A 14,189-nucleotide genomic window follows, 5' to 3' on the forward strand; every position below is an offset into this window, starting at 1 on the left:
ATTGCCCGATTTATGAATGCTGTCTACTGCGCCAGATCAACCTGAATATTATCAATCAAACGCGCCTGACCAAGCCATGCAGCCATTAATACCACCGCACGTTTACTCTCAACGTTCAGCTCTAACAAGGTATCGGCATCGCGGATTTGTAGGTCGTCAGAACGAAAACCTTTTTCATTCAGTTCGGTGGCGGCGATAGCCAACATTTCTTCGGTATCACGCTCACCAGACCGCAGTTTATCTGCCAGAGACTGCATCACTTTATGCAAACCTGGGGCAATTTTGCGTTGTTCTGCAGTTAGGTAACCGTTGCGTGAACTCAGTGCCAGGCCATCTTTTGCGCGAACCGTTGGCACGCCGATAATTTCGATGTCATAGCCCATATCCGCCACCATCTTGCGGATCACGGCGACTTGCTGGAAATCCTTCTCACCGAAGCAGGCGATATCAGGTTGCACCATGTTAAAGAGCTTGCTGACAATGGTAGAGACGCCACGGAAATGGCCTGGGCGACTTGCGCCTTCGAGCATGGTAGAAAGCCCAGGGACTTCAACAAAGGTCTGTGAGTCCAGTCCTTGTGGATAAATATCGGCTGGGGCAGGGGCAAACACCAAATCGACTTTGCGACGGTTTAGTTTCTCGCAATCTTCCTGCAAGGTGCGCGGGTAGCGAGTTAAATCATCCGGACGGTCAAACTGCATTGGGTTCACAAAAATGGTGGTAACCACCACATCGGCGCGGCTTTTCGCATCATCGACCAGTTTCATATGGCCGTCGTGCAGGTTGCCCATGGTCGGCACCAGTGCGATGCGCTTGCCTTCCTGGCGCCAGCGGCGGATTTGCTGACGTAACAGCGGTATCGTTTCGATAATCAACACAACCCTTCTCCTGTCAGTGGAAACTATGTTCTTCACCTGGGTAGGTGCCTGATTCAACTTCAGCTATGTACTGGCGTACCGCGGCTCGCATGTCGCCGTTTCCTGTAAGGAAGTTTTTGGCAAATTTTGGAATATGGCCACCGGTGATACCAAATGCATCGTGCATAACCAGAATCTGTCCATCAGTGACATTACCCGCGCCAATACCGATGACCGGAATGCTCAGCGCTTCAGTGATGCGTTTTGCCAGAGCGACCGGAACACATTCCAACACCAACAATTGTGCACCTGCCGCTTCGAGTGCCACGGCATCATCGAATAGTGTCTGTGCGGCTGCCTCATCACGTCCCTGGACTTTATAGCCACCGAAGATGTTCACGGATTGCGGCGTCAGGCCCAAATGCCCGCATACCGGAACGGCACGTTCGGTCAGCATTTTGACTGTTTCAACCAACCAGCGTCCGCCTTCGATTTTGACCATATTAGCACCAGCGCGCATAACGATGGCTGAATTGGCAAACGCTTGTTCAGGTGTGGCATATGCCATAAATGGCAGGTCTGCAAGCAGCAGGCAGTTTGGAGCACCACGACGTACCGCGCGAGTGTGGTAGGCAATATCTTCCACGGTAACGGGTAAAGTGGAGTCGTGCCCCTGAACAGTCATCCCTAATGAATCGCCAACCAGCAGCACACCAATGCCTTCATCGGCAAACAGTTTTGCAAAGCTGAAATCATAAGAGGTGATGGTGGCGAATTTGCGTTGAGCCTGTTTCCACTGGCGCAACTGAGACATGGTGATTGGTTTCATGGCAATCCCAGAGAAATAAGAATGAGAGGTCAAATCGCTACATTAGCAAACAGAACACGTCCGTGGTTACCAAAACGTAATCCCATCCTGGGAGAGAGTATCTAAAATATCAGCGGCGCGCTTGCCGTCGGGGAAGGTGCAGTCAGGTGCAATTTCCAGCAGCGGAATCAACATAAACGCGCGATTTTTCATATCATAATGCGGCACGATAAGCGTTGGTGTTGCGACAGTCAGATTACCGAACAGCATAATGTCGAGATCAAGCGTGCGTGGCCCCCAGCGTTCAGCTTTGCGCACGCGACCATGCTCCAACTCAATACGTTGAGTATGGGCCAGTAATGCTTCAGGAGACAGTTCGGTTTCCAGGGCAACAGCAGCATTGAGATAATCAGGTTGGTCTTGCGGGCCGAGCGGCGGAGTGCGGTAGTACGAAGATGTTGCAACCACCCGGCTTTGCGGAATGGTTGCAATGGCGTCTAACGCATGAGTCACTTGCTCAAGCGGAGACGCCTGGTTGCTGCCGAGTGCGATGTACGCAAGCGTCATGCACTTCCACCGCTGCGTGGTGCACGCTTGCGTGGACGACGATGGCGGCGGCGTACTGCTGGCTCATCACCTAAAACATCGAGCATATCTTTCTGTGCCGGCGGAGCTGCAACCTGGAACTCACCCCACCATTTGGTCAGGCGCAGTAATTCCTGGTTATTTTCCACTTCAGCACGCAGTGCCAGCAAATCGTAAGCTGCACGGAATTTAGGATGCTCCATCAGCTTCCATGCGCGTTTTCCCTGGCGGCGTGACAGGCGAAGCTGCAGGCCCCAGATATCACGAACCAGCGTGGTGATACGTTTTGGAATCGCCAGCGCACGGCAAGCTTCATCCAGCACTTCGTTCATCGCCAGTGCAAAAGCGTCCATATAGGCAAGGCCACTTTCCTGAGTCAGCTTTTGGGCCATCTCAAGTTGCGGATACCAGAATATGGCAGAGAACAAGAAGGCCGGATTAACACGCATATCATTCTGAATGCGGTTATCGGTATTCTTCAGCACCTGAACGATCATGCGTTCCATCGGGCTGTCACCCTGCTCGGTAAAGTAGCGGGTGATGGTCGGGAATAACGGCTGGAACAGCTGATATTCGCGCAGTAATTCGTAAGTTGGATAACCGTGGCCAGCTTGCAGAAGTTTCAGTGATTCTTCAAACAAACGAGCAGGTGGTACATCGTTAATCAAGGTCGCTAAGCGCGGAATTGGTTCGCCAGTTTCCGGGCTAATCGTCATATTCAGCTTGGCTGCAAAGCGCACTGCACGAAGCATACGTACAGGGTCTTCACGGTAGCGTGTTTCAGGATCGCCAATCAGACGGATAACGCCATTGCGTAAATCACGCAGGCCACCGACATAATCGCGAACAGAGAAATCAGCCACGCTGTAATAGAGGCTGTTGATTGTGAAATCGCGGCGTTGTGCATCTTCTTCGATAGAACCGAAGATGTTGTCACGAAGCAACATACCGTTTTGACCGGTCTGCGAAGTCTGTTTGTCAGACTTTTGCTCTTCGTGGTGACCACGGAAAGTAGCAACTTCGATGATTTCCGGCCCAAACATCACGTGCGCCAGACGGAAGCGACGACCCACCAGACGACAGTTGCGGAACAGTTTACGCACTTGATCTGGCGTAGCACTGGTCGTGACATCAAAGTCTTTCGGCTGTTTGCCGAGCAAAAGGTCACGGACACCGCCGCCCACGAGGTAAGCCTCGTAGCCTGCTTTGTTCAGACGATAGAGCACCTTGAGGGCATTTTCACTGATATCTTTGCGGGACAGAGCGTGCTGGTCACGCGGAATTACCGTGATTTGCGGGAGATCTTCAATCTCCTCGACCACGACGTCATCGCGGTTAAGCACCTTGCGGCAAAAATTAGCGACTCGGGTAAAAATAGTACACCTCGGCAGTGTCAATCATAGGGACAAAAAAAACAGCGGCTAATCATAGCTCAGTGCGTGGCATTTGAGAATGGCGTATTCACGCCGAGCCTGGTTCAATAGCCTCAAGCGACCAGGTTTGCACCGCCTGACTGAGTAACTCGTTGAGCGTCAAATCTTGCCAATGGGCAATTTCTGGTTGATTCAAAAATGCCAGCGCAGCATGAATAACCGGACGTGGATCGCCTTGCGGTAGGGCTGGCGCGTGATTTTGCTTAGAAAGTTTTGCCCCATTCTCATTAAGTACTAAGGGCAAATGCACGTAATCAGGCACCGTCCAACCAAATTGTTGATACAGCGAAATTTGTCTTACCGTTGGCTCAATTAAATCTGCGCCACGTACAATTTCGCTCACACCTTGATAATTATCATCCACTACCACAGCAAGATTATAGGCAAATAACCCATCCCGGCGGTGAATGATGAAATCTTCACGAGCCAGTTGTTCGTCGGCTATTAACGTCCCGTGAAGTTTATCTTCAAAACTTAATACCGGGTGATGTTGCATTAAACGCAACGCGGCATTATTAGGACCATGGTTTAACGTGCGGCAATGGCCATCGTAAAAACCGCCAATTTGCTGAATTCTGCTGCGCGTGCAAGTGCAGTAATAACTCAGCCCTTGCTGATGTAACCATGAGAGTGCTTCGCGGTAGGCTTCGTGTCGTTGGGATTGCCATAAAACGTCACCATCCCACTCCAAACCGTAATGTTCCAGTTGCCGCAATATAGTAGCAGCAGCGCCCGGTACCTCACGTGGCGGATCGATATCTTCAATACGTACCAGCCATTGGCCTTGTTTTGAGCGTGCTTGCAGGTAGCTGCCGAGTGCGGCAATTAACGAGCCGAAATGGAGTTCACCCGAAGGTGAGGGGGCAAAGCGCCCAATGTAGTGCGGTGTGTTCATGATTTGCTGCGGTAGGCCAGAAATAAATAAGGCGGGAGAGTATCCCGCCATTATGAGTAATCTGAAATTGCGAGCCGTTAACCGGCCATTTGTTTTTCGCGAATTTCTGCCAACGTTTTACAGTCAATGCACAAATCAGCTGTCGGGCGAGCTTCGAGACGGCGGATGCCGATTTCAACACCACAGGACTCGCAGAAACCGAAGTCTTCGTCTTCTACTTTCTTGAGTGTCTTCTCGATTTTCTTGATCAGTTTACGTTCCCTGTCACGGTTACGCAGTTCGAGGCTGAACTCTTCTTCCTGGGCTGCACGGTCTACCGGGTCCGGGAAGTTTGCTGCTTCGTCTTGCATATGCGTTACCGTGCGATCAACTTCATCCATAAGTTGGCTACGCCAGGCTTCAAGAATAAGCTTGAAGTGCGACAGCTGGGCTTCGTTCATATACTCTTCGCCCGCTTTCACCTGATATGGCTCCACCCCAGCGATGGCGAGGATACTCAGGGACGATGTTTTACGCTTTTGCCCTTCTTGCATGTTGTTTCTCCTTAACACGCACTATCGGTCCCCTGTTCGGGGGAAAATCAGGCCGCTATAAATAGCAGATGCTTTTCAGGATGGCAATTATATAAATTCCTCTCTTGACAAGCCTGTGAAGAAAAGCGTATTTACGCGAGCCACCAGCACACAAAACAGACAAACGTTAACTGCTCTTTATTAAAAAATTATAAACAGACAGGCAACGGCGAAATTAGAGTAAGCCCAAGGGCTGAAAGTTCAGCCTTATAAGCGATAACTTCAACTCCACACTGTTGCGCCTCGCATAATAATTGCGCGTATTTGGCATCGATGTGGCGTGCCGGGGAAACCTGGGTGATAGCAGAATGCAATACTGCAAATAGCAGCACCGCGCGTTCGCCCTGCATAACCACGTTCATCAACTCTCGCAAATGCTTCTGCCCTCGCAGGCTTACGGCATCCGGAAAATAGCCATTTCCTTGTTCTGATAACGTGACTGATTTTACTTCAATATAGCAGTTAACCTTGCAATCTGCCTGTAACATAAAATCAATGCGGCTGCGCTCTGCACCGTATTTCACTTCACTTTTAATGGTTGTGTAACCAATTAATTCTGAAATGCTTTCCGAACTTAATGCTTCCTTCACGACCGCATTAGCGCGCAGCGTATTAACGCAAATAAACTCGCCGTTTTGCGTCTGGGTTATTTCCCAGGTATGGGGATATTTTCGAGTCGGGCTATCTGATGTGGAATACCACACTGTATCGCCAGGTGTTGCACATCCGGTCATCGCGCCGGTGTTTGGGCAATGTAGCGTCAATTCTTCACCGGAAGGCGTAACGACATCGGCAAGAAAGCGTTTATAGCGTTTGATGAGTGTGGCCGGTTGTAGTGAGGGACTAAACTCCATTTACTCTTCCTTATTGCTTAATGACCAGCGCTGTAGCTCCAGGTAATGCGTTCGCCCGTGCTTGAAAACTGACTCATACAATACGAAGTCTTCAACTTTGTATTGCCAGCGAAAATTGGGTGGAGGAATAGAAACCGCGCGCGGTGTATTGCGATAAAGCGTGATATGCGGATGAAAAGGCTGCGGGCTCTGGTAACAACCATTGCGCGCCGCCTGGGAGCGTAACATATTCGCAAGTTGAATAAGTCCTAAAGGGGCGTGACGTGGGCCAATCCACACCACGTTTGACCGCAACCACTGCCCTGCATCATCAATTGTCAGGGTAAAACTGCTTTGGCGGATTCTCCCGGCGAGCAGGCTGAGTGCTTTTTGCTTTTCAGCACTGATATCACCTAAAAAGGCGAGCGTCAGGTGCAAATTTGCAGCAGCGACCGGTCGCCCGGAATCTTCTGGAAACTGTGTGGCGCGCCACTGGATAATCTGTTGTTGTACCTCTTTAGGTAATTCGAGGGCAAAAAACAGACGGCGAGTTTCAGCCATAGTGGTCTCTCGTTATGAATTGGCTTGATGCTACAATAGCGAACTTCGCATCATACCCGTTTGGAGCCGTTTGTGCCGTCATTACCGGTTGCCGCAGTGCTACCCGATATTCTTAACGCCTTGCAAAATGCGTCCCAGGTTTTACTGAGCGCCCCAACGGGGGCGGGTAAATCGACGTGGCTACCGTTGCAGATTTTACGGCAGGCAAACCTAGGCGGTCGCATTCTACTGCTGGAACCACGTCGCCTGGCTGCGCGTAATGTTGCACAGCGCCTGGCTGAGTTATTGGGTGAAAAACCTGGTGAAACAGTCGGCTACCGGATGCGTGCCGAAACCTGTGTTGGGCCGAACACTCAGCTTGAAGTGGTAACCGAAGGTATTTTGACGCGCATGATTCAGCACGATCCTGAGCTTTCAGGTGTTGCGCTGGTGATCCTCGATGAATTCCATGAACGTAGCCTGCAAGCCGATCTGGCGCTGGCGTTGTTACTCGACGTCCAGCAAGGGTTACGTGACGATCTTAAACTGCTGATTATGTCGGCAACGCTTGATAATGCGCGCCTTCAGCAATGTTTACCGGAAGCTCCGGTAATCAGTTCTGAAGGGCGAGCTTTTCCTGTCGAGCGCCGCTATAGCCCGCTCTCTACTCATCAGCGTTTTGATGAAGCCGTTGCCATTGCCGTGGCGAATTTACTGCGCGATGAGTCGGGCTCTCTGTTGCTGTTTTTACCCGGAGTGGGTGAAATTCAGCGTGTTATGCAACAGCTGCAAGAGCGCGTCACAAGTGATATTCAGCTTTGTCCGTTATACGGTGCACTGCCTTTAAGCGAACAGCGCAAAGCAATTCTCCCGGCGGCAAACGGCACTCGCAAAGTGGTGCTGGCGACTAACATTGCCGAAACAAGCCTGACGATTGAAGGTATTCGCCTGGTGGTGGATTGCGCCCAGGAGCGCGTCGCGCGTTTTGACGTTCGCACTGGGCTCACAAGGCTTATCACCCAACGAATTAGCCAGGCGTCGATGATTCAACGCGCCGGTCGAGCGGGTCGTCTTGAGCCTGGCATCTGTTTGCATTTAACCAGCGCCGAGCAGGCAGAACGCGCGAGCCTGCAAAGTGAACCAGAAATCCTGCAAAGCGACCTCTCTGGCCTGCTACTCGATTTACTGCAATGGGGTTGCCAGGAACCGGACCAGTTGACCTGGCTTGATGCACCGCCTGTCGCCAATTTAGTGGCTGCAAGAACCCTGTTGCGCCAGCTCAAAGCGCTCGATGAGCAAAACAAACTCACGCCAGTCGGCCAAAAAATGGCGAACATGGGTAACGAACCTCGTCTGGCCGCGATGCTGGTTAACGCTAAAGATGCCGACCAACAGGCAACCGCTGCACGGCTTGTCGCGATTCTTGAGGAGCCACCACGTGGTCAGGACAGTGATTTGCGTAACGCTTTTAGCCGACGTCAGGAGAATTGGCAGCAGCGTAGTTCTCAGCTTCTTAAGCGTCTTAACAGCCGTGGTGGAGAAGCAGATTTTTCTCTTGCCGCACCGTTACTGGCACAAGCTTTCCCCGACAGAATTGCCCGTCGTCGTGGACTGGATGGTCGTTACCAGCTAGCTAACGGCATGGGCGCGATGCTTAACCAGGATGATCCGCTAACTCGCTACGAATGGCTGTTAGCACCGCTATTATTGCAGGGCAGCAATACGCCTGATGCGCGTATTTTGCAGGCTATCCCGCTGGATATTGAGTCGCTAACGCTACAGTGCCCGGCGTTGCTGACCGAAAGTGACACCGTTGAGTGGGATGAAACTCAAGGTACTTTAAAGGCGTTTCGCCGCACTCAGATAGGCAAACTTGTAGTGAAAGTTCAGCCACTGGCGAAACCTTCCGAAGATGAGCTCCACCAGGCAATGCTTAATGGTATTCGTGAGAAAGGTCTGTCAGTGCTTAACTGGCCGGCACATGCGCATCAGTTAAGAACACGCCTGGTATGTGCAGCAAAATGGTTGCCAGAACTTAAATGGCCAGACGTGTCAGACGAGGCATTGCTGCGTGATTTAGACCGCTGGTTATTACCCGAACTGCATGGTGTACACTCGCTTCGCGCGTTAAAAAACATTGATGTCACACGGGCGTTACAGAACCTGATCGACTGGAACGCACGCGTACGTCTGGATAGTGCGCTGCCAACTCATTACACTGTGCCGACTGGAAGCCAGATAGCCATTCGCTATGATGATGAAAACCCGCCAGTTCTTGCGGTGCGTATGCAAGAAATGTTTGGTGAAGCTCAAACTCCGGTGATTGCCGAAGGCCGTGTGCCACTGGTTCTGGAGTTGCTCTCCCCGGCACAGCGCCCATTGCAGATTACGCGTGATTTAACCGCATTCTGGAACGGTGCGTATCGGGAAGTGCAAAAAGAGATGAAAGGACGTTATCCAAAACACGTCTGGCCGGACTCGCCAGCAGACGCGCTGCCTACGCGGCGTACCAAAAAGTACCAATAACTTTGAGAGATTTCCTCTTTCGACTTGAGTTGAGATGAGGAGAATCAGGCCGTGCGCCTTATTTTTGGTGGAGAAAGCAATGGCGGGGAATGACCGCGAACCGATTGGACGTAAAGGAAAACCTTCACGTCCTGTGAAAGAGAAAGTAAGCCGTCGTCGTGTCCGTGAAGAGGAATATGACGCGGATTACGATGATGATTATGAAGACGAGGAACCGATGCCGCCACGTAAAGGAAAAGGTAGTGGCAATGGCAATGGCCGCCCGCCACGTAAAAAGCGCCGTTGGTTCTGGTTCCTGGTAAAACTGTTTGTTGTCTTTGCTGTGCTGTTCGTGATTTACGGTGTTTACCTGGATCAGAAGATCCGTACCCGTATTGATGGGAAAGTCTGGCAGCTCCCGGCGGCAGTCTATGGCCGTATGGTGAACCTTGAACCAGACATGCCGTACAGCAAAAAAGAGATGGTTAACCTGCTGGAAGCGACCCAATACCGTCAGGTGACGAAGATGACGCGCCCTGGTGAGTTTACGGTACAGGGCAACAGCATTGAGATGATCCGCCGTCCGTTTGATTTCCCTGACAGTAAAGAAGGGCAGATCCGCGCACGTCTGAATTTTGATGGTGACCATCTGGAATCCATCCAGAACATGGATAACAACCGCAGCTTCGGTTTCTTCCGTCTGGATCCACGCTTGATCACCATGTTGTCTTCACCGAACGGTGAACAGCGCCTGTTTGTGCCGCGCACCGGTTTCCCGGAGCTGTTGGTCGACACGTTGATCGCAACAGAAGACCGCCATTTCTATGAGCACGATGGGATTAGCTTCTTCTCCATTGGCCGTGCGGTGCTGGCGAACCTGACTGCTGGCCGTACCGTGCAGGGCGCAAGTACGCTGACGCAGCAGTTGGTCAAAAACTTGTTCTTATCGAGCGAGCGTTCTTACTGGCGTAAAGCGAACGAAGCGTACATGGCGCTGATCATGGATGCGCGTTACGGCAAAGATCGCATCCTTGAGCTGTACCTGAACGAGGTGTACCTCGGCCAGAGCGGTGACAATGAAATTCGCGGTTTCCCACTGGCGAGCCTGTATTACTTTGGCCGCCCGGTAGAAGAACTGAGCCTCGATCAGCAAGCATTGCTGGTGGGCATGGTAAAAGGCGCGTCGATTTATAACCCATGGCGTAACCCGAAACTGGCGCTGGAACGTCGTAACCTTGTATTGCGCTTGCTGCAAGAGCAGAAGGTGATTGACCAGGAACTTTACGACATGCTGAGCGCACGCCCTCTGGGTGTGCAACCGCGTGGTGGTGTGATTTCACCGCAGCCTGCTTTTATGCAGATGGTTCGTAATGAGCTCCAGACCAAACTTGGCGACAAAGTTAAAGACTTGTCCGGCGTGAAGATCTTCACCACTTTCGACTCCGTTTCTCAGGATGCGGCAGAAAAAGCGGTGAGTGAAGGGGTTCCGGTTCTGCGTAACTCGCGCAAACTGAAAGATCTTGAAGCGGCAATGGTCATTGTTGACCGTTCAACCGGTGAAGTTCGTGCGATGGTCGGCGGAGCGGAAACGCAGTTTGCGGGCTTTAACCGCGCGATGCAGGCACGCCGTTCTATCGGTTCTCTGGCAAAACCAGCGACCTATCTGACGGCATTAAGCCAGCCGGACGCTTACCGTCTGAATACCTGGATTGCCGATGCGCCAATCGCGCTGAAGCAACCGAACGGGCAAGTGTGGTCGCCACAAAACGATGACCGTCGTTACAGTGAGAGCGGCAAGGTCATGCTAGTGGATGCGCTGACGCGTTCCATGAACGTGCCAACCGTCAACCTGGGGATGGCGCTGGGCCTGCCTGCGGTCACCGACACTTGGGTCAAGCTTGGCGTGCCGCAGAACCAGTTACATCCGGTTCCTGCGATGTTGCTGGGTGCGCTGAACCTGACGCCAATTGAAGTGGCTCAGGCATTCCAGACCATCGCCAGCGGCGGCAACCGGGCAACGCTTTCAGCCTTGCGTTCGGTTATTGCTGAAGATGGCACCGTGCTGTACCAAAGCTTCCCACAGGCGGAGCAGGCTGTTCCACCACAGGCCGCATACATGACGCTGTTTACCATGCAGCAGGTTATGGCTCGCGGTACTGGTCGTGCGTTAGGTGGCAAATATCCGAACCTGCACTTAGCAGGAAAAACGGGTACCACCAACGATAACGTGGATACCTGGTTTGCGGGCATTGATGGCAAAGAAGTCGCCATTACATGGGTAGGGCGTGACAACAACCAGCCGACCAAGTTGTATGGTGCGAGCGGGGCGATGTCGCTTTATCAACGTTATCTGGCTAACCAGACGCCAATTCCGCTGGTACTTAATCCACCGGAAGACATCGTTGATATGGGCGTTGATAGCGCAGGCTACTTCCAGTGTGGCGGTGGCGGGGATCGTGTGTTGCCAGTGTGGACCACTAATCCGGACGGGTTGTGCCAGCAAAGCCAGCAGGCTGAGCAGAACAACAATCCGTTTAGTCAGTCACAGCCACCACAGACTCAGCAGCCGCAACAACAGCAACAACAACCGCAGCAGCAGCCTGAATCAAGTGATGGTGTTGCAGGTTGGATTAAGGACATGTTCGGCAGCAAATAAACCTCAAGGTTTTTCCATAAAGCCTCCGTTTACCACGGGGGCTTTTCTTTTTTATTAATCCCATGCAATCACTCTGGTTAATTATTATTCCCTCGCGCTTACCAGGGGCGTTTCCTGCTTGCTATGCACTTTCCGTTTCGTCTATTATTCTGCGGCTAATAATAATTATCGTTTACGTTATCATTCGTCACTACTTCATCAGAGAAAAACCAATGGCGCGTTTAAGAACTGGACAACCAGTCAACACCTCAATCCGTAAACTTGCATTCTTTGTTGCGGCCGCCGTCAGTGGCGTGAGTGCATCAAGCTTTGCAGCAGACAACACAACTACTAAAGAAGACACCATCACTGTTTCTGCCTCAGCCCCGCAAGAGAGTGCCTGGGGACCTGCGGCCACCATCGCGGCGCGTCAGTCTGCGACCGGGACCAAAACCGATACGCCTATTGAAAAGGTACCTCAGTCTATTTCTGTGGTGACCGCTGAAGAGATGGCGTTACATCAACCAAGATCGGTGAAAGAAGCATTGAGCTATACCCCAGGTGTTGCTGTGGGAACTCGTGGCGCTTCAAATACTTATGACTATTTGGTGATTCGCGGATTTGCGGCGGATGGTCAGAGTCAGAATAACTACCTCGACGGTATGAAGATGCAGGGCAACTTCTATAACGACGCGGTGGTAGATCCTTATATGCTGGAGCGCGCTGAAATCATGCGTGGTCCGGTTTCCGTTCTGTACGGAAAAAGCAGCCCGGGTGGTTTGCTGAACATGGTAAGTAAGCGTCCGACCACGGAACCGCTGAAAGAGATCCAGTTCAAAATGGGCACCGATAACCTGTTCCAGACCGGCTTTGACTTCAGCGATGCAATAGATGACGACGGCGTGTACTCGTACCGCTTAACGGGTCTGGCTCGTTCGAACAATGCTCAGCAGGAGCGTGCTGAAGAGCAGCGTTATACCATCGCGCCGTCTTTCTCATGGCGTCCTGATGACAAAACTAACTTTACCTTCCTCTCTTACTTCCAGAATGAACCGGAAACCGGTTACTACGGCTGGCTGCCAAAAGAGGGAACGGTCGATCCGCTGCCAAACGGCGATCGTCTGCCTACTGACTTCAATGAAGGTGCAGAAAACAATACATACTCGCGCAACCAGAAAATGGTTGGCTACAGCTTTGACCACGAATTCAACGATACCTTCGCGGTGCGTCAGAACCTGCGTTACGCGCAAGTTAAAGTGTCGCAGAATAGCGTGTACGGTTACGGTATGTGTTCCGATCCGCTCTATTCGAAAGATCCGAAAACCAGTCCTTGCGCTAACGTTCCGCAGTCCGAGTGGGGCCATACGTTGACCCGTCAGTATGTTATCGATAATGAGAAATTAGAGAATTTCTCTGTTGATACGCAACTGCAAAGCAAGTTTGCCACTGGTTCTGTCGATCACACGCTGTTGACCGGCGTTGACTTCATGCGCATGCGCAATGACATCGATTCCTGGTTTGGCTATGCCGGTTCCGTTGCGCCATCCGATATCTACAACATTGACAGCAGCGATTTCGATTTCGGTTCACACCCTGGGCCGTCAGGCGCGTATCAGGTATTGAACAAACAGAAGCAAACGGGCCTCTATGTTCAGGACCAGGCGCAATGGGATAAAGTGCTGGTGACGTTGGGCGGTCGTTATGACTGGGCCGATCAGGAATCCTACAACCGCGTGGCTGGTACCACTTCCAAACGCGATGACACTCAGTTTACCTGGCGTGGTGGTGTTAACTATCTGTTTGATAACGGTATCACACCGTATTTCAGCTACAGTGAATCGTTTGAACCTGCTTCACAGACCGACGCGCAGGGTAATCTTTTCTCACCTTCTACAGGTAAGCAGTATGAAGCGGGCCTGAAATATGTGCCGAGCGATCGTCCGATTGTATTGACCGGCGCGGTGTACCAATTGACCAAAACCAACAACCTGATGGCTGACCCTGCGGGCTCATTCTTCTCGGTTGAAGGTGGTGAAATTCGTGCGCGTGGCGTTGAAGTTGAAGCGAAAGCGGCACTGTCTGCGAGCGTAAACGTGGTTGGTTCTTACACCTACACCGAGGCTGAGTACACCACGGATACCAACTACAAAGGCAACACGCCAGCACAGGTGCCAAAACATATGGCTTCACTGTGGGCTGACTACACCTTCTTTGATGGCGCACTGTCTGGTCTGACGTTAGGCACTGGTGGACGCTTCACCGGATCCAGCTATGGCGACCCGGCGAACTCCTTCAAAGTGGGAAGTTATACCGTTGTCGATGCCCTGGTGCGCTACGATTTGGCGCGTGTTGGTATGGCTGGTTCCAACGTGGCTGTTCACGTGAATAACCTATTCGATCGTGAATATGTAGCCAGTTGCTTCAACACTTACGGTTGCTTCTGGGGCGCTGAGCGTCAGGTTGTTGCGACTGCAACATTCCGCTTCTAAGTGCATTCGGGCACGGTTCGCCGTGCCCATCAACAAA

10 protein-coding genes and 1 pseudogene are annotated in these 14,189 nt (G+C 51.8%); 3 read left to right on the plus strand and 8 right to left on the minus strand.

Going from position 1 to position 14,189, the window contains the following annotated elements; translation table 11 throughout:
- Window positions 1-23: 23 nt before the first annotated feature.
- From panC to thpR, 8 genes and pseudogenes are all read right to left on the minus strand, one after another.
- Entirely contained in the window at window positions 24-878 is an 855-nt protein-coding gene (gene panC / locus LVQ76_RS15445) for a pantoate--beta-alanine ligase (protein WP_034460889.1), read from the minus strand.
- 13 nt (window positions 879-891) lie between these two features.
- Window positions 892-1,686 carry a 3-methyl-2-oxobutanoate hydroxymethyltransferase gene (gene panB, locus LVQ76_RS15450; protein WP_232922006.1) on the minus strand — a complete coding sequence of 265 codons (795 nt, stop codon included), beginning with the start codon at window positions 1,684-1,686 and terminating at the stop codon, window positions 892-894.
- 66 nt (window positions 1,687-1,752) lie between these two features.
- Window positions 1,753-2,232 (minus strand): 2-amino-4-hydroxy-6-hydroxymethyldihydropteridine diphosphokinase, encoded by a 480-nt coding sequence (gene folK / locus LVQ76_RS15455; protein WP_232922007.1) that lies wholly within the window; start codon window positions 2,230-2,232, stop codon window positions 1,753-1,755.
- Window positions 2,229-3,626: a polynucleotide adenylyltransferase PcnB gene (gene pcnB / locus LVQ76_RS15460; RefSeq protein WP_226812135.1), complete on the minus strand. Its 1,398-nt coding sequence runs from the start codon at window positions 3,624-3,626 to the stop codon at window positions 2,229-2,231. The genes folK and pcnB overlap by 4 nt, the downstream gene beginning before the upstream one ends.
- Window positions 3,627-3,682: 56 nt before the next feature.
- Window positions 3,683-4,578: pseudogene (gene gluQRS, locus LVQ76_RS15465) on the minus strand (tRNA glutamyl-Q(34) synthetase GluQRS).
- 77 nt (window positions 4,579-4,655) lie between these two features.
- Window positions 4,656-5,111: an RNA polymerase-binding protein DksA gene (gene dksA / locus LVQ76_RS15470; protein ID WP_064556776.1), complete on the minus strand. Its 456-nt coding sequence runs from the start codon at window positions 5,109-5,111 to the stop codon at window positions 4,656-4,658.
- A 188-nt stretch (window positions 5,112-5,299) separates the two neighbouring features.
- Complete coding sequence (sfsA, locus tag LVQ76_RS15475) at window positions 5,300-6,004, minus strand: DNA/RNA nuclease SfsA (RefSeq protein ID WP_232866161.1); 705 nt, start codon at window positions 6,002-6,004, stop codon at window positions 5,300-5,302.
- Entirely contained in the window at window positions 6,005-6,544 is a 540-nt protein-coding gene (gene thpR / locus LVQ76_RS15480; RefSeq protein ID WP_232866163.1) for an RNA 2',3'-cyclic phosphodiesterase, read from the minus strand.
- 72 nt (window positions 6,545-6,616) lie between these two features.
- On the opposite strand from thpR, the gene hrpB reads away from it, so the two are divergent.
- The 3 genes from hrpB to fhuA all read left to right on the plus strand — a co-directional run bounded on the left by hrpB (window position 6,617) and on the right by fhuA (window position 14,152).
- Window positions 6,617-9,049 (plus strand): ATP-dependent helicase HrpB, encoded by a 2,433-nt coding sequence (gene hrpB / locus LVQ76_RS15485; protein ID WP_232922008.1) that lies wholly within the window; start codon window positions 6,617-6,619, stop codon window positions 9,047-9,049.
- A 79-nt stretch (window positions 9,050-9,128) separates the two neighbouring features.
- On the plus strand, window positions 9,129-11,684 hold the full coding sequence (mrcB, locus tag LVQ76_RS15490) for a bifunctional glycosyl transferase/transpeptidase (protein ID WP_232922009.1): 2,556 nt from the start codon (window positions 9,129-9,131) through the stop codon (window positions 11,682-11,684).
- Between the two features lie 212 nt (window positions 11,685-11,896).
- Complete coding sequence (gene fhuA, locus LVQ76_RS15495) at window positions 11,897-14,152, plus strand: ferrichrome porin FhuA (RefSeq protein ID WP_232922010.1); 2,256 nt, start codon at window positions 11,897-11,899, stop codon at window positions 14,150-14,152.
- Window positions 14,153-14,189 lie beyond the last annotated feature (37 nt).

The sequence above is a fragment of the Buttiauxella cochleicola genome (genome assembly GCF_021283185.1).
Lineage (GTDB): Bacteria > Pseudomonadota > Gammaproteobacteria > Enterobacterales > Enterobacteriaceae > Buttiauxella > Buttiauxella massiliensis.

Coding starts and splice junctions, on each gene's coding strand:
- panB (WP_232922006.1), bottom strand. CDS start 1,686: ATGAAACCAATCACCATGTCTCAGTTGCGCCAGTGGAAACAGGCTCAA.
- folK (WP_232922007.1), bottom strand. CDS start 2,232: ATGACGCTTGCGTACATCGCACTCGGCAGCAACCAGGCGTCTCCGCTT.
- dksA (WP_064556776.1), bottom strand. CDS start 5,111: ATGCAAGAAGGGCAAAAGCGTAAAACATCGTCCCTGAGTATCCTCGCC.
- sfsA (WP_232866161.1), bottom strand. CDS start 6,004: ATGGAGTTTAGTCCCTCACTACAACCGGCCACACTCATCAAACGCTAT.
- thpR (WP_232866163.1), bottom strand. CDS start 6,544: ATGGCTGAAACTCGCCGTCTGTTTTTTGCCCTCGAATTACCTAAAGAG.
- mrcB (WP_232922009.1), top strand. CDS start 9,129: ATGGCGGGGAATGACCGCGAACCGATTGGACGTAAAGGAAAACCTTCA.
- fhuA (WP_232922010.1), top strand. CDS start 11,897: ATGGCGCGTTTAAGAACTGGACAACCAGTCAACACCTCAATCCGTAAA.